Below are 19,378 nucleotides of genomic sequence, written 5' to 3'. Positions count from 1 at the left end.
AGTTTGCCTATCCCTTATCTTAAGGGGGGAACGGTGTCCTGTCTTTCATGGGGCTCGTTCAGACACTCAGCGCTCTCGTAATAACAAATGGCTCCTCATTGAAGACAATTTCGTCTAAAGCCAGGACTAAATGCGGAGTAAATTACCGTGCTTCTGTGACTGCCATGGAGGCATTGATGCCCTCTCCAAAACTCCAAATCGGCCTTGTGCTGTTCCCCAATCTGACACAGCTTGATCTCACCGGACCCGCCGAGGTATTCGGCAGACTTCCTGGAGCGCAGGTTCATTTGCTCTGGAAAGATCTCGACCCTGTTTCGGCCGATCGCAGCATGCGGATCCTACCGACTACCCGCTATGACGAATGCCCTCCACTCGATGTGATCTGTGTTCCCGGAGGGGCGGGTCAGATCGAACTGATGAGCGACCAGCAAACCTTGGATTTTCTGAGGCAGGCGGCGAAGACTTGCCAACTGATCACCTCTGTTTGTACGGGGTCACTGGTTTTAGGAGCAGCGGGTTTGCTCAAAGGTTATCGAGCAACTTGCCACTGGTCCTCGATCGATCAATTGGGTCTGCTGGGCGCAGTGCCCGTGCATGAACGAGTAGTGCAAGACCGTGATCGGCTAACGGGGGCCGGTGTGACATCCGGAATTGACTTTGCACTTAGCGTAGTCGCCTTGGTGGCAGGAGAGGAAGTGGCCAAGGAGATCCAGCTGCAAATGGAATACGATCCTCGCCCACCCTATGACGTCGGTTCGCCTCGCTCCGCGCCTGCAGAATTGCTATCGCGAACGAAAGATAAAATGAGTTCGTTCATCGAGCGTCGTAGGGCAGCGACGATCCTAGCTGCTGGGCAAGCGTATTTAACAGCCATTGAGTAGAGCTTGCTGTTCAAGTGTAAGCATCCTGTACCCGATTCGTCACAACAGCCCGAGCGGCTTCAGTTGGTAAGGTTCCCGGTTTAACTCATTAAGATGGATTTCATGCATTTATACGTCGTACGGCACGGGGAAACCTGGGCCAATGCCGAACAGCGCTATCTCGGTTCACTTGATCCAGCGCTGACCGAACTGGGGCGGCGGCAAGCTGAAGCGCTTGGCGAATACTTGCCCAAGAATCTTGATGCACTCGTCGTCTCCCCTCGCATAAGGGCTAAAGAAACTGCGAGGATCATTAACGAAAGGCTGAAGCTCCCGATCGAGATTATGGAGTGTTTCCGAGAGCGGGATGTCGGAGTTTTTGAGGGATTGACTCAAGCTGACGCAAGAGAGCAATACCCGCAGCTTTGGTCGCAAAATATCACTCGACGTTGGGATGCCGGACCAACCGGCGGTGAGTCGATCTCAGACGTAGTGAAGAGAGTACGAAGCGGTTTGGTTGAGCTGGAATCGAAATACTCGTCAAAAACTGTTTTGCTCGTCGCGCACGGCTTCGTTGCAAAGGTCATCCGCGCGATGGCCAAAGGGGATTTTTCAGATTTTTACCACTGGCAGCTCTCAAACGGCCGCATGCTGATCTTGGAGAGTTTCGAGATTCCAACGCTTGATACTGACATTCTGAGAGGCTCGCTGCCTCTGGTGTGATGCTGGCTACTGCATGAATGGGCGCCCGCATGAATTTGAATGTAAGTACATAGTGTCGTCTGTACAGCACTGACTAAGCCGATGTGCCAAGAGTCGGCTACCAAGGATGAGCACCCATCGAATATGGCTAGTCCCCCCTCCAACACCCATTTCATGCAGCTTGCTCTTGCCCAAGGGCGTTTAGCCTTACCTGAATGCCTTCCAAACCCGCCGGTAGGTTGCGTGCTGGTCAAGGACAACGTCGTGATAGCCCAAGGCTATACACAAGCACCTGGGTTCCATCACGCGGAAGCAATGGCTCTAAGCGGCTTATCGAGTGACTGCTCCGGGGTGACTGCTTTTGTCACGCTTGAGCCCTGCTCCTTTCATGGTCGAACTCCGTCCTGTGCTCTGGCACTGATAAACAGCGGAGTTGAGACAGTGTTTGTTGGGCTGCTTGATCCCGATCCAAGAAACTCTGGAGCGGGAATAAGAATGCTACGAGATGCAGGCCTTACAGTCATTGTCGGCTTTTTGGCGGAGCAAGCTGCTGAGGACTTAGCTGATTTTTTGGTAAGCAAACCGCGTGGATCGTCGGATCGCAATGATCAGTAAATCGTTGGTATCTCAGCGCAAGGTGGAGATGCCCGGACGGTTACGCCCATTCCCGCGCAGCGCTCATCAGTTTTCGTCCATTACCCATAAGCATCTGGCGAAGTCACCCAGAACCCAGCTGCTCCTAAGGTTATGCATAACAAATCTTATACCGACGTTAGCCGTACCTATATGTTCACCCCCGAGAAGCATCATCGGTTAATGGAGATCAGAAATGTACTCAGGGACAGTCACGACTACCTCACGGAGGCAACTGTGATACACGCGATTATGGTCGATGTGGATGGCGTCATTGTTAATGGTCGACCCTCCGATGGAGAGGGCTGGGCTTCCTCTCTTGAAGAGGATCTTGGGCTGGCATTCTCAGATCTTCATGCGGTGCTCTTCGAGCCGCATTGGGGCGACATAGTCACAGGTAAATTAAGCTTGGAGGCGACGCTGAAATCCGTGCTGCCGAGCATCGCACCGGGTCTTTCGCCACAAACATTATTGAAGTATTGGTTTGAAAATGATGCCCGGCTTGACCTGAGATTGCTCGCTGAGCTCGACGAACAACGGTGTCATGGCGTCAAGGTGTATCTTGCGACCAATCAGGAGCACCTTCGTGCAAGGTATCTGATGGAGTCGATTGGCCTAGCTCAGTATTGCGACGGTATTTTCTATTCCGCTGCGCTGTCTTGCAGGAAGCCAGAGACCCATTTTTATGAAAAAGTCACCGAGTTGTCTGGACTCCGGCCCGAACAGCTACTCCTGATAGACGATACCCCCGCAAATGTTTTGGCTGCGCGCAACTTGGGATGGAATGCTATTGAGTGGAATAAGTCCAGCACGCTCGCGGGCCAAATAGACACGCTGCAATTGGCCGCGAGGCGTATTGGGTAACTCGACCTGATTTCTGGCCTCAATGCAACGGCGAATAGTGCTCGCTGAAATAGAGGTGCTGTAGGGACAGGCGTTGCCTGGCCGGGCGAGAGCGTCGATGACATCATCAGGGTAGATTTAGAGATAAGCCTGCTCTCATAGGCTTTATAAAACGCCACTTATCAGCAAGTTATGGTTCGCTTCGACTCCTGGTGCCGCACCATATTAAAAAGCCTCGCAGCGATGCGAGGCTTTTTTTTGCCTGACGAAATGTCCTGCCAGCTTGGCTTTCGGGGGGCACGCCTCCCAAGGCGACGAGTGCCGCTGATGCGGAGCCAAACAGGTAGTTGAATAAGCTATACTCTCGGGCACCCATCCGTGGAGAGCAGACGTGGAAAAGCTGAGTTTTCAAGCCAAAAAAGCCTACTTCGCCAAACACCGTAAATCCAACTTCGCGGCCAGCTTGCGCCTCGAGGGGTTTACGACCTCCCCGAATGACGATCACAAGCTTCCCACTCGCGAAGCTGCGCTCATGGCCGTTCGGCAAATCAAAGCTTGAGTAACGACAAATACGGGGTCGATCAGGACCCCTACTGTTACCCGGGAACAGGCATCCTCAAAAATCTACTTGATTTGCATGAAGAGGACGACCTCAACGAGGCCGAACGCTATCTCACTGAAACTGCCGCAGAGCGGCTTGAGTTCATAGAGCCACCCTACAGCCTGGATACTCTGAAACAAATTCATCGCACCCTATTCTCATCTATCTATAGTTGGGCCGGCGAGATCCGGACGGTGAAGATCAGCAAAGGTGGAAATCAGTTCTGCGTCCCTGATCGCATAGAGCCGGAAGCCGCCAGAGAATTCCGAAAAATCGAGTCCAACGGCTGGTTTGAAGGCTATTCACGCGACTTGCTGGTCACAGCCGTCGCCGAGTCCTACGGTACGTTGAACGTCGCACACCCTTTCCGAGAAGGTAACGGGCGAGCCCAGCGAATGCTGTTCGAATGGATCATCGTCAACGCGGGCTACGAGATCAATTGGTGGGAAGTCGACAAACAAGAATGGATTGAAGCGAATCATCAGTCATTTCATGGTGATGATGACCAACTGATCCAGATATTTGACCGCTGCATTGGTCTGCCGATCATGGAAGACACGTACTCCTAAACACACCGAAAAAATAAATCTGAGAATCATCTGGCCGGCCTCCCCACCTCACGGAGGTGGCGCAAAATTCAAGGTGCGAACTTAGTCTTTTGCTGTGAGGAGGCCGTGATGACCGTACTCAAGCAGCAACCTCAAGAGAAGCGCCCGGTGCAGGTGTTCAGTTTTGGCGAGCCGGAGCCGGTGCTGTCCAACGAATTGGGCGGATATCTCGGCGTGTTCGCCAGCCACGACGGTCGGCTGTATACGCCGCCAGTGTCTCGCACCGGGTTGGCCCGGTTGCTACGCGCCAACGCGCATCACGGCACGATCCCGCGCTTCAAGCGCAATCTTTTGCTGCGTGACTTCCAGCCCTCGGCGGGGTGCAGTGCAGAGACGATGGGGCGCGCTGCACTGGACTTCATGGTGTTCGGGGAGGCGTACTTTCAGCGGCTGCGCAATGTGATTGGGCAGGTGCTGGAGCTGCGTCATCTGCCGGCGATCAATATGCGCTGCAAGGTCGGCGGCGGATTTGTGATGCTGTTGCCCCATGGGAAGGAGCTGCACTTTGACGCAGACGAGGTGGAGCACGTGAAGGAGTACGACGTTGAGCAGGACATCTACGGCGTGCCGGATTATCTGGGGGGCATGCATGCGTTACTGCTGAACGAGTCAGCGACCCTGTTTCGGCGCCGCTATTACAACAACGGGGCCCATGCAGGGTATGTGTTTTATACCAACGACCCCGACCTGTCGGAGGAGGACGAGAAACGGCTGAAACACCAGATTGCCGGGAGCAAGGGCGTCGGGAATTTTCGTTCGTTGTTCGTGAACATTCCGGGGGGGAGCGACAAGGCGATTCAGATCATCCCGGTGGGGGATATTGCGACGAAAGACGAATTCGAGCGGGTGAAGAACATCACGCGCAACGACGTGATCGCCGCGTGGAGGATGAACCCAGCGTTGGCCGGGGTGATGCCGGAAAATGCGGCAGGTTTTGGGGACATTGAAAAGATCGACCGGGTTTATATGAATAATGAAATACGACCGATTAGGCAGCTGTTTTTACAAGTGAATGGGTGTTTGAGGAGTGAGCAACGGGTCGAGTGGCTAGAGATAAAGTGACCTAGAGACATCCTTGGATATTCTCGCACGTGAGAACGGCTGCAAGAATGGGGCTTTTACGTCCCCATTCTTGCAGAAGCTTGCTCAAAAAAAACTCGTACTTGATATGACTTAATTTTCCGGACTCTCAGTAGTGCCGATAGACATCGGGCGCAGTTCACTAAGAAAGTATCGAGGGTCGCAATCGTATTTTCCTCTGCCGTCGGATGGAATCATGCTGGGCTAGGCCTTTAACCTGAATTTTTGAGCTGTGATCCCGCCTCTCTCATTGAGGACGATGCGGTTACCCTCAAAGGCGCCTCCCCCCCAAACACTTAGAACCCTACCGTAACCAATCTGTTGGATATATACAAGGCCGTCTCCCGCATCCCAAATATCCCAAGAGCTCCCCCAAGTATTAGCGACGACATCTTGTCCAGACTGTCCCGTAGCTATATACATGCTAGGCGCCGTGAAGAATTGAATTTCGTATGCACCTACTATCGAGCTAGGTTTAAACACCCAGAGCGGGAATAACGAAGTGGCCGTGCTAATAATTTTTATGGCATTATCCTCGGCACTTTTAAACTCGAGAAAAAAAGCTTCGTTTAAAGCTGTACATATTTTCACTGGCCCCGTTGGAATGGTTACCGCCCGGTTCGAGCCATATGTATGTGCCTGATCTGACGTTGTAGAATCGGGGGTATCGGTACTCTTGCTCATTGCAGTTCTCCTTTGTTTACTGGTGAGGTAACAACAATGGATACAGCAATGGCGAAGAGTAGAGCGCTTGCCAACAACTGGCTGACACATAATACCCGAGCACTCAGTGTAGCTGAGTGCTGAGAAACGCAAGCTTGCCCACGCGCCGCGCGTGAGGATCATGCGCCTCCATGCCGGTGTTTTGGGGCGATTATTGGCCGGGCTTTTTAGGGCGTCTGCGCGTCACGAATACGGCGGCGATGGCCACCATCGTGGAGCCGATCATGCCAGCACCGATTTCAGGATGCCCTAGGTGGATGAGATACCCGCCCAGTACCAACACCCCGAAAGCCAAAGCGCCACCGATGTTTTGGCCTCGCCGTTCACGTTGCTCAATCAGGTGCAATGAATTAGACCTAACGGTCAGGTCTGTCGCTTGATTGTTTAACGTTGCAGTAAGTTCCTCTTTACGAACATCAAGCATACCCATCTCCATTTTGTGCCGATGGGTTTGTTCGTTCTTCATCAACTCGAACATGAGGTGGGCGCCGCCTTCTACAACGGACTCGTATTCCCTCAGTTGTCGTGCTGACAGAGTACCCGCAAGGTGGCGCTCTTCAGCAATCGAAATGGCGACCATAGAGATGGCGTCGAGCGTGGCTTTGCTTTGGCTACTGTTGAGCAGTGCACTGATGGCGGGATCGTATTCCCCCAACGCTTGCAGCGCGGCGGAGACTTCTTCTACGATTTCGCCGGAGTCAGCGGCGGGGTCTAATTCGAGTGTTGTTTCTTTTTCACCCGATGCTTTAGGTTCTGTCTGTTTGATCATCGGTTAAGGATCGATCCTTAGGCTTGAGTTCGCCTGGCGTTGCGCACCGTTGCAAAAAATTGTTTGGAGGCGGCTTGATAGTCGTCAGTCAACCTTTTGATATCACTTCCCAAACTACGGGCGCTGCTATAGCGATCAATATCAACGATTGATTTCAATGCGGACACTGTCCGGGGGTCTTGAGTGACCGGTGAACCTTCACTGACCTTCTTGGCCAGTTGGTCGGCTTCCTCATAGGGGTCGCCGTCGGGATACAGGTTTAGAACGGAGGAAAATGCGTCGAAATCCAGTTTGTACTTCGCCATGTCTGCGGTGCCTCGTCGTGCTTGCCCTGCGGTTTTGTAGGACAAGTCCATTCTTCTGCGTTTAAAACATTGAATGGGTACATGTACTGAAAATATAGCCAAAAGCGTAACAGCGTAAAGGGCTAAACCTATTCAAGATGTTAGCTCGGCGCCTAGATTTGGTGTCCGAGATGTTAAAGTCCCCCATATATTATGTTTTCAGTGTGTTACGCCATACGTCGGGGGACAGGTCATTGCGTATCTATTGTGGCAGTTGCGGGGCCAAGGGCCGTATCGCTTCGCGGGAGCAGCTTTCGTCTGCGTTCACCAAGCTGTATTGCCAATGTCTGGACCCTGTCTGTGGTCATACGTTCGTCATGAACCTGACCTACTCCCATAGCCTGCGACCGCCGGCCGGAAGTGGCGATCAGTTGCTGTTTGACCGCCTGCGTGAGCTGCCGGCGGCCAAGCAGCGAGAGCTGTTCGATCAGTTGGGCGCTTTACCTTCCTGAAGCATGGCTCCCTTCAGCACGTTCAAGCAGTTATCGAGCCGTTGAGTCGACCAATTGAGCACGGCGGTGACACCGCTGCTTTCGTATTCATCCAGGGACCTGGCGGCGACCGTCACGCCCATACAGGTCACAACACGCGAGACTTCGCCGATGGTGTCCAATGCTTCTATTATTACTTTGCAGTCCAAGCTTGCCAAACTTATTTCTCCTTTAATAGTCGGAAGACTCCGGCATACTTTACGGACGAATAAAATAAACAGTCAAGGCTGTAGCTGAAGGGGGCTGTGGATGTGTGAGTATATTTCGATGCGACGCCTTTTCTTTTAACTGATTGTTTTTTAAGTGTAATTTTATTTTGTAAGTGTTTTTTTCTTTAGATATTGCTCTGACAAATAACTCTCTTTTTTATGTGGTCCGGTTATTCATTATTGAAAATTTGTCAGGGGAATCTGATGGTGATCTTCTTGATTTCCTTCGTGTTGGCCGTCGCGGCATTTAGCTTTCGCTTCTTCCATATGATTGGCGGATAAAATCCTACATCCTGTTTGTTATTTTCTTCGAGATTAAATGCCTAATCAGTCAACGCCCCCTGCCTTGGTTCAGCGTTTTTGACGTTCTACCAACCGTCTTTATCCGATATGCCTTCGAACCTCACCATGCCGAGCCGCCGGGTGCTCAGGGCATCGACCATGCCCACCAGGAACTCATGTCGGGGCAGTTGCACCTGGAACACGCCGAACGCCGTGTAGACCTCCAGCACATGGCTGGCGTGGTAGATGTGAAAAGCCGAGGTCACGCCGAGCTGTAACCGGGCCTGCTTTTCACGGGCCGGGCTGGCCCGGTAGATCGGCACTTGTCCGTGGTACAGGCTTTTCACCAGGCTCTCGACATCGACGGGTTGCTCACGCGCAATGAAAAAGGCGGCTGCCCTGAATACCTCGGTTACGTCATGGAGCTGGCCTACCTGTGTCGGCTGCGCGGCATAGAGGTCATTACCCTGACCGATGAGAATGAACTGGAAGAAGGCATTCTGACCAATCGCCGAAAAGGTAGCCGGGACAATATTGTTCGATGGACACCGTAGATGCGCTGCTTGAAGGGTCGACCTCACACCATCACGCATCACCGTAGGCAACCGCTCGTTTGATCGAGCTGGCACACGCGGTGGTTGGGTCCCTGATCAGCAGGTACGGCCCGCCGCACGCAGGAAGTGCTATCTCCATTTGCAGCCACCGTTCTCGGTGGCTGCCGTTTTTTGCAATCGGCATTCTCATAAAGCTTTGGGAGGCTGGTATAACTCGATCTTTTGAACCGGGCCGTAATCGTCCAGTAATCCCATCCCTTGATCCTTAGGCTGTACAGTGATGCCCACTCAGCACTGACACACCAGAAACAACGCAGTTGACTGAATACCTAAAAGCAGCTGTATTAACCGGACTTTCAAGGTGAGGTTATGGTCGGCCTGCTCTGCTGCGGGTCATATGGATGAGTGCTGACCTACGACTATCCAGAGAAGATCTCTCTTCGACAGCAAAGGGCAAGAAGCCCAGTTTTGGATAAAGCAGCAAGCCTGCTGTATTTTCGTTGAAGCACGAGATCTGCACCTCTGTGGCGTCATAGCGGTCGAACGCCAGGGCAGTCATCGTCTCCACGATGAAGGTCGCCACACCTCTACCTCTTGCCTCTTGGGCAACGATGACATTGCCGATACAGCAAACCCCACCCGTTTCAACCCGATAAAAGTTAGCAAAGCCGACGACGCTATTCCCGGCCTCCACAATCGTCGAGTCGAATCGTTGAGTAATAGCGTTAGACAGCTGAGCTTCAGTCAGAGGGTATTGAGCTTTCGGGAACATATAAAACAGTTCCTGAGCGTTAAGGGGAAAGCTACAGATAGTTTTGATGTCATCAGCCTTCACTGGCCTGTGTTGCAATATCATCGCGCGTCCTTGAGGTCTATGCATTCGGCATTCTAGCTCACCACTATTTGCTCAAACACCTTGCCTGGTTATCGGGGCGCCCACTGATGCGGCAGCAGCTCCGCAATCTCACTTGCGCGCTGCGTCAACAGGCGCGTGAGGGCGTCCTTCAGTTGATGTCCAACATTGCGGGGTCAGATCATAAATCAGGTGGATACCATCGCCTTTGGTGTCGGGGTCAGGAAGGTGTGTTGGCCGGACGCATACACCGGGCCCTCAGTCATGACTGATATGCATCAAAACACAGTCCACTACGAAAGTAGGGCACCCGCCCAGGAAGATCTGGTCGGGCAGCTTTATGAAGAGCGCGGCCGCAGAGGGCTCGATGATTTTCCTCTTACCGAGCAAATCCAGGGAGGTGTAGACATGGATGGTCAACCACGTCCTGGGCTCGCCCCCTTGGTACCGCACCATACAAACTCAACTCCGCGCCGATTGAGCCCCCCCTTCAGATGCCTCTCACTTTTCCAACGACGCCCTGTAGTGCTCGTAAGCACCATCCGCCAGCTTGCGCAAAGCCTTGCCGATATTGGCGTAGTCATACTCATTGAGATTGGCCAGGGACAAACGCCCGCCCGGCTTCTTGGTGCCGAACCCCGTGGCCGGGAGCATAACGATCCCCGTCTCATCAGCGATCCGGAACAACAGCGTATTCGGGTCAACATTGTCATGAACCCAACGCGCAAACGCCTCACCGTACAGCTCTTCGGTGATCTGCTCGAAGTCCAGCAGCGTGTAGTACTCCACCTCGAACGCGTCCACCGGAATAGCCACCCCAAGCTCACGGTAAAGGGCGTGGTGACGCTGACGAATCAGTTTTTTCAGAACCTGCTTGTAGCTGTCGGTACTGTCGATCAGGGCAAACAACGAGAACAACACCATCTGCACTTGCTGAGGCGTCGACAGGCCGGCGGTGTGGTTCAGCGCCACTGAGCGACTATCCGCCACCAGCCGGTCGATAAACTTCAATTTCGAGGTATCGGGCACCAGCGTCTGGTAACGCAGGTTGAGCGCGGCGTGCTTATCCTCGTCATACGCGGCGATTTGCTGGTCGAGAATATTGTCCTTGTGCAGCGCAATCACCCCCAGGCGCCAACCGGTGCAACCGAAGTACTTGGAGAACGAGTACACCAGGGCCGTATTGCGTGGGCAGGTGGCAAAGAGCGAGGTGAAGTTGTCGGCAAAGGTGCCGTACACGTCATCGGTGATGATGAACAGATCCGGGCGCTGCTTTTCCACCAACTCGGCGATATAAGCCAGGCTGCGGTCATCGATGCGCACCGACGCCGGGTTGCTCGGGTTGACCACGAAGAACACCTTGATCGCCGGGTCCAGCAGCTTGTCCAGTTCGGCCTGCGGATACTGCCAGTCCAGCTCCGGTGAGGCGTCGATATGCACGACCTCCAGACCGTAATCTTCCAGCACCGGAATCTCGAAATAAGGCGTGAACGTCGGCATGCCGATCGCCACCTTATCGCCCGCGCGGATGATCTTGTTTTCCTTGAGACTGTTGAAAATGTAGGTCATGGCCGCCGTGCCGCCTTCGACCGCGAAAATATCGAAGTCGTCCCGCGAGACGGTGCCGCCGATCATTTCCTTGACCAGATACTCACGCACCACTTTCTCGCTGATGCTCAGCATGCGCGGCGGTACCGGATAGTTGCAGCCCAGGATGCCTTCGACCATTTCATGGAGGAACGCCGGGCCGTCCAGGCCCAGTTGGTCGCGCACATAACTGGTGATCTTCATCAGCAGATCAACACCTGGCTGGCTGGCGTTGTCGGCCAGAAAGCGGTCCATGCGCGCTTCGATGCCCTCGACTTTCGGCAAGCCGCCGATGCCATTGCCCAGGAATGAAAACGACAGCTCGGCCTCGTGGTTGGCAAACAACCCCAGTTGGCAAAACGCCTGGCGCGGCAGCGTGGCAAGAAAGTTCGGGTTGCCGCGACCGGCGTTGAGCATCAGGCGATTTTCTCGGCTGCTCGCCACCTTGATCAGTTCATCCTTGAGTTCAAAGGGGCTCAGCGCTGCGTATTGGCTGTAATCATGGGTCATGAACGGGGCCTTGTCTGACGTGCGACCCAGTGGCCGCGCGGGAATACGGAAGGGCAATCTCAGGAAAGAATGACGATCAGCACCATTCCCCAGATGGTCAGCAATGTGTTGCCGACGGCATAGGTCACGGTGTAACCCAGGGCCGGGACGTTGCTTTTAGCGGTCTCGCAGATCATCCCCAGCGCGGCGGTGGTGGTTCGCGCACCGGCGCAGCAACCCAACACCAGGGCGGGATGGAAACGAAAGACGTAGCGCGCGATAAACATCCCGAGGATCAGCGGCACCGAGGTGGCGAAGATGCCCCAGAGGAAGAGGCTCACACCCAGGGTCTGCAGGCCATGGACGAAGCCCGGCGCGGCATTGATGCCGACTACGGCAATGAAGACGTTCAAGCCCACCGAGTTCATGAACCAGACGGTGGGCTCGGGGATTCTGCCGAAGGTCGGGTGAATCGAGCGCAACCAGCCGAAGACCAGACCGGCGATCAACGCGCCACCGGCGGTGGAGAGCGTGATCGGCACGCCATGGACGGTGAACACCACAGCGCCGATCAGCGCGCCGATAAAGATCGCCAGGCCTATGAACGCCACATCCGCCATGTCGCTCTTGCGGTCGGGTTGGCCCAACTCCTTCGCGGCTGCGGAGGTGTCCGAGGTCAGCCCGGCCAGGGTGATGATGTCGCCACGGTGAATGACCGTCTTGGGCAATACCGGCAACTCGGCGGCGATTGCGCCGCGCTTGATCCGGCGAATAAACACCCCGTGGGCCCCCGGCAGGTGGGAGAGTTGCTCCAGCGTCTGGCCATCGTATTGTTTATTGGTGACAAAGATATCGACCCCTTCGACCGGCACCGCCAGCAACTCCGGGTCGTCCACCTCGGCTTCGGAATGGCCGAGCAGTTCCAGGATGTCGGCGTTCAGGCCACCCACCGCCAGGATGTCCCCGGCCATAAGGGTGGTGGCGGAAGTGAAGGTCTCGATCTTGCCCCCGCGTCGCAGCCGCTCGATAAACACTCGCTTGCCATGGGAATGCGCTTCGGCCTGGACGACACTGAGGCCGATAAATGCACTGTGCTCCGGCACCTTGTAGGCCCGCAGCACGTAGCGGTGCCAGGCCGTGCCTTCGCTGGCGATGTCCTGATGCCCGCCCATGCTCAGCTCGTAATCCTTGCAGGCCTTGACCAGGTCGATGCGCAGCAGCTTGGGCCCCAGCAACGCCAGAATCAGCGCCGAACCGACGGTACCGAAAATGTAGGTGACCGCGTAAGCCACGGGCATGGCATCGAGTTGCTGGCGGGCCTGCTCGGCGTCCAGGCCCAGCCGATTGATCGCATCGGTTGCCAGCCCCATGGAGGCGGAGATCGTCTGCGAGCCGGCGAACATCCCGGCCGTCGAGCCGAGGCCATAACCGGCGATCCAGGTGGCCAGTAACGGTGCCGCCAGGCACAGGACGCACATGACCACGGCAAACAACGCCTGTGGCAAACCATCCTTGGCGATGCCACGGACAAACTGCGGGCCCACGCCATAACCGACGGCGAACAGGAACATCAGGAAGAAGGTGCTCTTGACGTTGGGCGAGATGACAATCCCCGCCTGGCCGATGATCAGTGAGGCAATCAAGGTGGAGGTCACCGCGCCGAGGCTGAACCCCCTGAATGACTTGCCGCCAAACCAGAATCCCAAACCCAGGGACAGGAAAATCGCCATCTCCGGGTAGGCACGCAGAGTGCTTTGGAGCCAATTCACATTGCTTTCCTTAAGCTATTTGCAATAAAGGGCACGACCACCCGGGGCGCAATGGAAGGCGCGCCCCGGGTGGTCGGAGTCAGGCGGGGCTAAAGGTTGGCCGTGGTATCGGCGGCCGACAGGGCACCATGGTTGAACGTAGGCCCGGCCTCGGAATGCGGGACCGGATTTTTCTGCAGGAAGGCGATGGCCTTGTGCAGGTCATCCAGCAGCATCGCGATCAAATCCCGGCTGACACCGTGGCGTACGAGGACTCGCTGAACCACGATGTCCTGGCGATCGGACGGGAGTGGGTACGAGGCAATCTGCCAACCGCGCATGCGTACGCGTTCGGAAAGGTCATAGAGGGTGAAGCCGTGCTCGATACCGTCCTTGAGCTTGTAGCACACCGCCGGCAGACCACCGTTGCCGTCGTAGACCAATTCCAGCGGCTCGATCTTGGCGATCTCCGACGCCAGCCATTGGGCGGTGTCCGAACAGGCTTGCTGGATACGGGTATAACCCTCGCGGCCCAAACGCAGGAAGTTGTAGTACTGGGCGATGATCTCGCCACCCGGGCGACTGAAGTTCAAGGCGAACGTGGCCATATTGCCGCCCAGGTAATCCACGTAGAAGATCAGCTCTTCCGGCAAGTCGGCCTTGGCTCGCCAGATAATCCAGCCGACGCCCAGGGGCGCCAGGCCATACTTGTGGCCCGAGGCGTTGATCGACTTGACCCGCTCGATGCTGAAATCCCAGCTGAGTTCTTGCTGGATGAAGGGCGCGATAAAGCCGCCGCTTGCCGCATCGACATGGATGGGAATATCCAGTCCCAGTTCACTTTGGAGGCTGTCAAGTTCATGGGCCAGTGCCGCCACGGGTTCGTAAATACCGGTAAAGGTGACCCCCAGCGTCGCCACCACACCAATGGTGTTTTCGTCACAGAACTCACGCAAGTCTTCGGGCCGTAGACCTAGCGCGCCGTCCCGCAGGGGCACTTCGCGAATCTCTACGTCGAAGTAACGCGCGAACTTCTTCCAGCAGATCTGCACCGGGCCGCACACGAAGTTGGGTTTATCGGTCGGCAGGCCCGCGGCTTCGCGACGTTTCTTCCAGCTCCACTTCAGGGCCAGGCCGCCCAACATGGCCGCCTCACTGGAGCCCGTGGTCGAGCAGCCCACGGTTTGCCACGACTTCGGCGCGTGCCAGAGATCGGCGATGATATGCACGCAGCGGTTTTCAATTTCAGCCGTCTGCGGGTATTCATCCTTGTCGATCATGTTCTTGTCGATGGAGTCGGCCATCAACTGTTGGACTTCCGGCTCGACCCAGGTGGTGCAAAAGGTCGCCAGGTTCTGCCGGGAATTACCATCGAGCAGCAACTCATCGCGCACCAGGTTATAGGCCGTCGAGGGTGCGGTGGAGTGGTCGGGCAGTCGGTATTTGGGCAGGCGGCGCTCTGAGGCACCGCTTGAGTAGACGTCTTCAATGGAGGGGTCGCGCGTTTCTACGGTCTGGTGCAAAGCCATGAAGTAACTCCATAATCGGCAACGGAGCCAGGCAAACAGTAGGGCGTGCTTGGGCTCGGCCCGGGGCTCAATCTGACCCTCGCCGCACTGGCCGGCAATCGCCTACGGCGCCATGGCCTTGGCATCTGGCGCCATCTGCTTCATTTGAGAGGGACAGCGCCGTGACCTGAACGACGGCAGCGTTCGATGGTCTATCGCCAGCGCGCGCTGTGCTTCACAGCAACCATCAAGGAACATCCATGCCTGAGGTCATCCCCTCATTAGCGCATTTCATGATCGACGCCTTGCGGTCGACGGGGCTGGACATCGACAGCTTTTGCCAGACCGTGGACCTGGACGTGCAGGCCTTGAGCTTCGACGAGTCATGGATTCCGCGGGTCAAGCTCTACCGCCTCTATACGCTGGCCGCCGAACTGTCCCACGACCCCGACATCGGTCTGCGCGCCACCTCGCAGACCGGCCCCGGCATCTTCGATGTGGTGGGTTATGTGATGATGTCCAGCGCCACGTTGCACGCGGCGCTGGAACGGCTGGTGCACTTCGTGGCCCTGCTCGACACCTCTATCGCCATGTCCTTGCACAAGGAGGGCGGGCAGCATCGGTTCTCCTGTCACTTTCTGGACGCGAACCAGGTCCCGCGCCAATACGGCGATGCCGGCATTGCCACGATGTTCGGGCTGTGTCGAATGCTGGTCGGCCCGGCGCTTCAGTTGCGCGGAGTCGGCGTGATGCATTCGATTCCGGCGGATGTCTCGGTGTATGAGCACACATTCCATTGCCCGGTGAAGTACGGCGAAAGCTGCTATTCGATTGTGCTGGCCAACAGCGATCTGGAAAAACCGCTTTCGTCGGCGAACAAGGAGTTGGCAACCTTGCATGAACTGGTTGCCGAGATGCACCTGTCGACCCGCCGTTATTTCTCGGTACCGGGGGAAGTACGCAAGATGATTCTGGAGTCGCTGAGCGAGGGCGTCCCGCATATCGAAGACATGGCCAGGAAGCTGTGCATGAGCAAGCGTACCTTGCAACGGCTGCTGCAGAAGGCCGGTCAGCCGTATAAGGAGTTGGCCAATGAAACGCGCCGGGGCCAGGCTGAGTTTCATCTGGGTAATCTGTGCTGCACCTTGCAGGAAGCGGCGTATCGGGTAGGGTTTCGGGAACTGAGTAGCTTTTATCGTGCCTGCCACCAGTGGTTTGGCATGACACCGGGGCAGTATCGGATGCTGTTGACGTCGAAGACTCGGGATGCGAGGGAGGGTTTGTTGGGGGATGCAGTGGCTAGCGGGCTCTCGTGATTTTTGAGGAGCGCTACACACTTTTGTGACGGGCAGAAGGGCTGGAGGGTGTCCCATCACTCCTCTTCAGACTCTCTTTTGGCCCTGTCCACTTCTCAGAGATCATTGTTCCCAGATGCCATTCCCGCCTCGGGGCCTTTGCCGAGCAAGGGCGCGCTTTCCACTTCCAGCATCAGCAACACCATTTCCGTCAACTCGGCGTCGGACTTGCGTCCCGCATAGAGGTCATGGAGTGCTTTGGCGAATGGAATGCGCAGGTCCTGGTTATCTTCGCGGGCGGTATCGCTGTATCGCATCAGTTCACTGATGGCGCGCAGCACCGCCGCTTGCCACCGGGCGGTGGTCCTCGGACCATCGCCGGTGATTGCAATCAAGTGATCCTTCGTCAGTTGGCGAAGGGCTGGTTCCCGCAACGGCTCAAGCGGCCTTGGGTTGCGAGTGATCTTTGACATAGCGGACGATACTCAGTGTTTCCTGGCGGAACTGCTCGTAGTCGATTTGCTGGGCGTTAATAAAGGTGCTGCCCATCATGGTCACCGCGCCCATCAAGCTGGCTTCGGAAATTTCCTCGTCGCTTGCGCCAAACAAGCGCGCGGCTTCGGTATGGAACAGGGTGCAGTACTTACAACGGGTTGCCCCGGAGACCGCCAGACCAATCAACTCCTTGTACTTATTCGGGATTTTGGTATCTGCCAGCCAAAAGTCCCGAGCCACTCCCCAGAATCCGTTCGCTCCACCTTCCGGCATCTGCTTGATCCACTCCGGTACCACACCGAGGGCCTCTTCAATTTCCCGATAAGTATCATAAATGGCCATCTGACACCTCCTGACCTCTCTGGAGACATCTGCTTCAGAGGTACATCCAGTTTAGTTCGCTGGCGGCCAGGCCCAAGCCGGCGGCAGGATGGCTCCGGCAATAAACGTTTAAACATCGTAGAAACAACAAGATGGGTTTAGATTTTTTTGGCGCAATGACGCACCACTAGGTACCTCGGGTTATCAACCGTGGCGGGGACAAGCCACGGCGTTACCCTTTGCGCGAGCCCCACTGAAAGCACTTGGTTAATTCCGACTTTCTAAACGTCGATAATGCCAATATGATGGCTCAGGCTTCTTTGGTCGTTGGATTCGCTACCTGTAGCACCTGCATCACCATCGCCAAAACAGCTACCAGCGGCGCTACAGCCGCTCAGCGCTGAAGGACTCTTTGAATTGCTGAAGGTTAAGAAATGGACTTCACCCCCATCATCGCGCAGCTCTGGAGCACGTTTGGCTGGCTGATCCCGCTGATTCTGCTGATCGGCTTGCTCAAGTTGCCTTGGGTCAAGGGTCAGATCGGCGAACTCCTGGTGCGTCTGTTCGCCCATTGGCAACTGGATAAGCAGACCTACCGCCGTCTGCACAACGTCACCTTGAGCACACCTGACGGCACCACGCAGATCGACCACGTCTTCCTCTCGCCTTACGGTATCTTCGTGCTGGAAACGAAGAACATGAGGGGCTGGATTTTTGGCAGCGAGAACCAGCCACAGTGGACGCAAAAGCTCTACAAACGCACGTTCAAGTTCCAGAACCCACTGCGACAGAACTACAAACACCTCAAAGCCCTGGAAGCCACCCTTGGCGTTAGCGCCGCGCACCTGCACTCGGTCATCACCTTCATCGGCGGCAGCACCTTCAAGACTCAGATGCCGACCAACGTCACCCAGGGCATTGGCTTTATCCGCTACATCAAATCATTCCAGCAGAGGGTATTCAGTGAGGCCGAAGTCGACGCCCTCATGCTGGCCCTGCAAACCAGCCGGCGCGCCCCATCCCTCGCGACCCACCGCGAACATGTACAAAACCTGAAACGCCGTAGCGACCCAAACGCCGAGCGGCAATGCCCGAAATGCGGCAACAAGCTGGTGATCCGCACCGTGAATTCTGGCACGAAGGCAGGACAGCAATTCTGGGGCTGTTCGAAATTTCCCAAGTGCAGAGTAAGGCAAGGCCTATAGTTAGCTTTCGGACATGAGCTGATAGAGTTGGGTGAAGTGGACTATCGCTGAGATCGATGGATTCGGCAAAGGCAAAAAATATTAGCTTCCTACAAAAAGGAACATACCGTTGCAAAACCACGACCCCCTAAAAAGAAATTATAAAAACCCATTAAAAAAAGCGCTTTCCGAATCAGCACTTGACAAGAGTTATAAGCTAGCACAAACCTTTGCCTTAATAGTAATACCCTTAATAATTGCAGTTGCTGGCTGGAGTGCACAGCGCTCTATTTCAGAAACCGGAATACGTAAGGATTACGTCCAAATGGCTCTAAAAATCCTACAAGAACCCCGCACGGGCGGAGATGATGATATTAGGAAGTGGGCTGTCGAAATCATTGACGTCAGTGCCCCGATTCACTTCACCTCAAAGGCCGGTGACCAATTGAGCGCCCCTGCATTTAGAATGCTGAACTCAAACAAACTTCTAACCCCCGCGCTAGAAAAAAGAGACAAATGCCCCACTGTTGAAATCACAAACCTGTCTGAAAAAGACCAAGAAAAGCTCAACACGCTTCAATCTTTATGCGAGAGAAATTATCACGACATATTCCTGATCCAGGAGTGGAACAACCTATTTACAAAAAACACACAAAAACAATAGCAAACTTACTCTCAACTCAACCAAGCTACCTCGCCCACACCAAAACTCAAACGAGTCGAGCATTTCCGCTAAACTCGAGCAACAATAAAATCCAACAATACCAGTCAAAGAGAAGAGATTTATTTCTGGCGGCGATGCTTGCCTAAGCGCAGATCCTATTTCTCACGTCACCTCCCCCGAATGCTACATCCCCAGCACGGAAAGCACCTAGGTGTTCGGTCCCGAAATGAGAGGGTGAGGATTAATTGTGAAACGGTCTGGATTTGAGTCCAGGTTTCACAGATCACCTTGAAGGGAGTACGCCATTGTAAGGCCCGCAGTTGCGGATATCGATACTGAGACCGCTGACCCAGGTCTGGACCGTCTGGTGCTCAATAAAACGACCGGCATCAACATCGGCCAAAGCTTCGTAGGTCATCCGACGGAGCTCTTCTTCGTCTATCCAAGTGGACAGGGACCGACTGGCTTTCTCGGCGACTACCATCACGGGGACTCCTGTATTGGGAAACTCAGCAGCCATCAAAAGCGGTGACTG

At 55.2% G+C, this 19,378-nt stretch carries 23 protein-coding genes and 1 pseudogene; 12 read left to right on the top strand and 12 right to left on the bottom strand.

Features of this window, described 5'->3' with window-relative positions:
* Positions 1 to 176: 176 nt before the first annotated feature.
* The 7 genes from M5C71_RS29900 (at position 177) to M5C71_RS29870 (ending at position 5,309) form a co-directional block, all read left to right on the top strand.
* Positions 177 to 881 carry a DJ-1/PfpI family protein gene (locus M5C71_RS29900; RefSeq protein WP_248769414.1) on the top strand — a complete coding sequence of 235 codons (705 nt, stop codon included), beginning with the start codon at positions 177 to 179 and terminating at the stop codon, positions 879 to 881.
* A 102-nt stretch (positions 882 to 983) separates the two neighbouring features.
* Positions 984 to 1,583: a histidine phosphatase family protein gene (locus tag M5C71_RS29895; RefSeq protein ID WP_248769413.1), complete on the top strand. Its 600-nt coding sequence runs from the start codon at positions 984 to 986 to the stop codon at positions 1,581 to 1,583.
* Between the two features lie 81 nt (positions 1,584 to 1,664).
* Complete coding sequence (locus M5C71_RS29890; RefSeq protein ID WP_349294022.1) at positions 1,665 to 2,177, top strand: bifunctional diaminohydroxyphosphoribosylaminopyrimidine deaminase/5-amino-6-(5-phosphoribosylamino)uracil reductase RibD; 513 nt, start codon at positions 1,665 to 1,667, stop codon at positions 2,175 to 2,177.
* Between the two features lie 255 nt (positions 2,178 to 2,432).
* Positions 2,433 to 3,059, top strand: coding sequence for an HAD-IA family hydrolase (locus tag M5C71_RS29885; protein WP_248769412.1), 627 nt, complete (start codon positions 2,433 to 2,435; stop codon positions 3,057 to 3,059).
* A gap of 370 nt (positions 3,060 to 3,429) precedes the next feature.
* A complete protein-coding gene (locus M5C71_RS29880; protein WP_090234743.1) occupies positions 3,430 to 3,597 on the top strand; it encodes a YhfG family protein in 168 nt (55 codons plus the stop codon).
* Positions 3,594 to 4,208, top strand: a complete 615-nt coding sequence (locus M5C71_RS29875) for a Fic family protein (protein WP_152737815.1) — start codon at positions 3,594 to 3,596, stop codon at positions 4,206 to 4,208. The genes M5C71_RS29880 and M5C71_RS29875 overlap by 4 nt, the downstream gene beginning before the upstream one ends.
* A 180-nt stretch (positions 4,209 to 4,388) precedes the next feature.
* Complete coding sequence (locus tag M5C71_RS29870; protein ID WP_248745518.1) at positions 4,389 to 5,309, top strand: phage portal protein; 921 nt, start codon at positions 4,389 to 4,391, stop codon at positions 5,307 to 5,309.
* A gap of 222 nt (positions 5,310 to 5,531) precedes the next feature.
* Here the strand turns inward: M5C71_RS29870 and M5C71_RS29865 are convergent, their stop codons facing one another.
* The 3 genes from M5C71_RS29865 to M5C71_RS29855 form a co-directional block, all read right to left on the bottom strand.
* On the bottom strand, positions 5,532 to 6,011 hold the full coding sequence (locus tag M5C71_RS29865; protein WP_248769411.1) for an RICIN domain-containing protein: 480 nt from the start codon (positions 6,009 to 6,011) through the stop codon (positions 5,532 to 5,534).
* A gap of 190 nt (positions 6,012 to 6,201) precedes the next feature.
* Complete coding sequence (locus M5C71_RS29860; RefSeq protein WP_248769410.1) at positions 6,202 to 6,819, bottom strand: DUF2335 domain-containing protein; 618 nt, start codon at positions 6,817 to 6,819, stop codon at positions 6,202 to 6,204.
* A gap of 17 nt (positions 6,820 to 6,836) precedes the next feature.
* A complete protein-coding gene (locus M5C71_RS29855) occupies positions 6,837 to 7,169 on the bottom strand; it encodes a hypothetical protein (RefSeq protein ID WP_248745412.1) in 333 nt (110 codons plus the stop codon).
* 188 nt (positions 7,170 to 7,357) lie between these two features.
* Between M5C71_RS29855 and M5C71_RS29850 the strand changes: the two genes are divergently transcribed.
* Entirely contained in the window at positions 7,358 to 7,615 is a 258-nt protein-coding gene (locus tag M5C71_RS29850) for an ogr/Delta-like zinc finger family protein (RefSeq protein WP_248745413.1), read from the top strand.
* On the opposite strand, the gene M5C71_RS29845 is transcribed toward M5C71_RS29850, so the two are convergent.
* A complete protein-coding gene (locus M5C71_RS29845; RefSeq protein WP_248745414.1) occupies positions 7,591 to 7,812 on the bottom strand; it encodes a hypothetical protein in 222 nt (73 codons plus the stop codon). The two genes, M5C71_RS29850 and M5C71_RS29845, sit on opposite strands and share 25 nt — an antisense overlap.
* Before the next feature lie 419 nt (positions 7,813 to 8,231).
* Positions 8,232 to 8,492, bottom strand: coding sequence for a hypothetical protein (locus M5C71_RS29840; protein ID WP_248745415.1), 261 nt, complete (start codon positions 8,490 to 8,492; stop codon positions 8,232 to 8,234).
* Between the two features lie 30 nt (positions 8,493 to 8,522).
* Between M5C71_RS29840 and M5C71_RS29835 the strand changes: the two are divergent.
* Positions 8,523 to 8,696 (top strand): annotated as a pseudogene (locus M5C71_RS29835) (integrase); the annotation flags it as partial.
* A gap of 370 nt (positions 8,697 to 9,066) precedes the next feature.
* Here the strand turns inward: M5C71_RS29835 and M5C71_RS29830 are convergent.
* The 4 genes from M5C71_RS29830 to M5C71_RS29815 all read right to left on the bottom strand — a co-directional run bounded on the left by M5C71_RS29830 (position 9,067) and on the right by M5C71_RS29815 (position 14,905).
* Complete coding sequence (locus M5C71_RS29830) at positions 9,067 to 9,555, bottom strand: GNAT family N-acetyltransferase (protein ID WP_248769409.1); 489 nt, start codon at positions 9,553 to 9,555, stop codon at positions 9,067 to 9,069.
* 498 nt (positions 9,556 to 10,053) lie between these two features.
* Positions 10,054 to 11,649: a bifunctional aspartate transaminase/aspartate 4-decarboxylase gene (locus M5C71_RS29825; RefSeq protein WP_103495392.1), complete on the bottom strand. Its 1,596-nt coding sequence runs from the start codon at positions 11,647 to 11,649 to the stop codon at positions 10,054 to 10,056.
* 59 nt (positions 11,650 to 11,708) lie between these two features.
* The gene (gene aspT / locus M5C71_RS29820; protein WP_103495393.1) at positions 11,709 to 13,397 is read right to left on the bottom strand and encodes an aspartate-alanine antiporter; all 1,689 of its coding nucleotides are present in this window, start codon (positions 13,395 to 13,397) and stop codon (positions 11,709 to 11,711) included.
* A gap of 89 nt (positions 13,398 to 13,486) precedes the next feature.
* Positions 13,487 to 14,905 carry a glutamate decarboxylase gene (locus tag M5C71_RS29815; RefSeq protein WP_248745416.1) on the bottom strand — a complete coding sequence of 473 codons (1,419 nt, stop codon included), beginning with the start codon at positions 14,903 to 14,905 and terminating at the stop codon, positions 13,487 to 13,489.
* A 239-nt stretch (positions 14,906 to 15,144) separates the two neighbouring features.
* Here M5C71_RS29815 and M5C71_RS29810 point away from each other — a divergent pair, with 239 nt between their 5' ends.
* Entirely contained in the window at positions 15,145 to 16,200 is a 1,056-nt protein-coding gene (locus M5C71_RS29810; protein ID WP_248769408.1) for an AraC family transcriptional regulator, read from the top strand.
* A 95-nt stretch (positions 16,201 to 16,295) separates the two neighbouring features.
* On the opposite strand, the gene M5C71_RS29805 is transcribed toward M5C71_RS29810, so the two are convergent.
* The gene (locus tag M5C71_RS29805; RefSeq protein ID WP_248769407.1) at positions 16,296 to 16,574 is read right to left on the bottom strand and encodes a hypothetical protein; all 279 of its coding nucleotides are present in this window, start codon (positions 16,572 to 16,574) and stop codon (positions 16,296 to 16,298) included.
* A 43-nt stretch (positions 16,575 to 16,617) separates the two neighbouring features.
* On the bottom strand, positions 16,618 to 17,016 hold the full coding sequence (locus M5C71_RS29800) for a carboxymuconolactone decarboxylase family protein (protein WP_248769406.1): 399 nt from the start codon (positions 17,014 to 17,016) through the stop codon (positions 16,618 to 16,620).
* Positions 17,017 to 17,429: 413 nt separating this feature from the next.
* Here M5C71_RS29800 and M5C71_RS29795 point away from each other — a divergent pair, with 413 nt between their 5' ends.
* Together M5C71_RS29795 and M5C71_RS29790 are read left to right on the top strand one after the other, a co-directional pair.
* Complete coding sequence (locus M5C71_RS29795; protein WP_248769405.1) at positions 17,430 to 18,200, top strand: NERD domain-containing protein; 771 nt, start codon at positions 17,430 to 17,432, stop codon at positions 18,198 to 18,200.
* Positions 18,201 to 18,309: 109 nt separating this feature from the next.
* Positions 18,310 to 18,843, top strand: coding sequence for a hypothetical protein (locus M5C71_RS29790; RefSeq protein WP_247263354.1), 534 nt, complete (start codon positions 18,310 to 18,312; stop codon positions 18,841 to 18,843).
* Positions 18,844 to 19,126: 283 nt separating this feature from the next.
* On the opposite strand, the gene M5C71_RS29785 is transcribed toward M5C71_RS29790, so the two are convergent.
* Positions 19,127 to 19,327, bottom strand: coding sequence for a hypothetical protein (locus M5C71_RS29785; RefSeq protein WP_248769416.1), 201 nt, complete (start codon positions 19,325 to 19,327; stop codon positions 19,127 to 19,129).
* Positions 19,328 to 19,378: the final 51 nt, after the last annotated feature.

It is taken from the genome of Pseudomonas sp. MWU12-2345, assembly GCF_023242385.1.
In the GTDB taxonomy this organism is placed as follows: Bacteria; Pseudomonadota; Gammaproteobacteria; order Pseudomonadales; family Pseudomonadaceae; genus Aquipseudomonas; species Aquipseudomonas gingeri_D.
This window is presented reverse-complemented; position numbering and strand designations above follow the sequence as displayed.

Coding starts and splice junctions, on each gene's coding strand:
- M5C71_RS29865 (WP_248769411.1), bottom strand. CDS start 6,011: ATGAGCAAGAGTACCGATACCCCCGATTCTACAACGTCAGATCAGGCA.
- M5C71_RS29825 (WP_103495392.1), bottom strand. CDS start 11,649: ATGACCCATGATTACAGCCAATACGCAGCGCTGAGCCCCTTTGAACTC.
- M5C71_RS29795 (WP_248769405.1), top strand. CDS start 17,430: ATGGACTTCACCCCCATCATCGCGCAGCTCTGGAGCACGTTTGGCTGG.
- M5C71_RS29890 (WP_349294022.1), top strand. CDS start 1,665: ATGTGCCAAGAGTCGGCTACCAAGGATGAGCACCCATCGAATATGGCT.
- M5C71_RS29785 (WP_248769416.1), bottom strand. CDS start 19,327: ATGGTAGTCGCCGAGAAAGCCAGTCGGTCCCTGTCCACTTGGATAGAC.
- M5C71_RS29830 (WP_248769409.1), bottom strand. CDS start 9,555: ATGATATTGCAACACAGGCCAGTGAAGGCTGATGACATCAAAACTATC.
- M5C71_RS29860 (WP_248769410.1), bottom strand. CDS start 6,819: ATGATCAAACAGACAGAACCTAAAGCATCGGGTGAAAAAGAAACAACA.
- M5C71_RS29895 (WP_248769413.1), top strand. CDS start 984: ATGCATTTATACGTCGTACGGCACGGGGAAACCTGGGCCAATGCCGAA.
- M5C71_RS29900 (WP_248769414.1), top strand. CDS start 177: ATGCCCTCTCCAAAACTCCAAATCGGCCTTGTGCTGTTCCCCAATCTG.
- M5C71_RS29810 (WP_248769408.1), top strand. CDS start 15,145: ATGCCTGAGGTCATCCCCTCATTAGCGCATTTCATGATCGACGCCTTG.
- M5C71_RS29815 (WP_248745416.1), bottom strand. CDS start 14,905: ATGGCTTTGCACCAGACCGTAGAAACGCGCGACCCCTCCATTGAAGAC.
- M5C71_RS29800 (WP_248769406.1), bottom strand. CDS start 17,016: ATGGCCATTTATGATACTTATCGGGAAATTGAAGAGGCCCTCGGTGTG.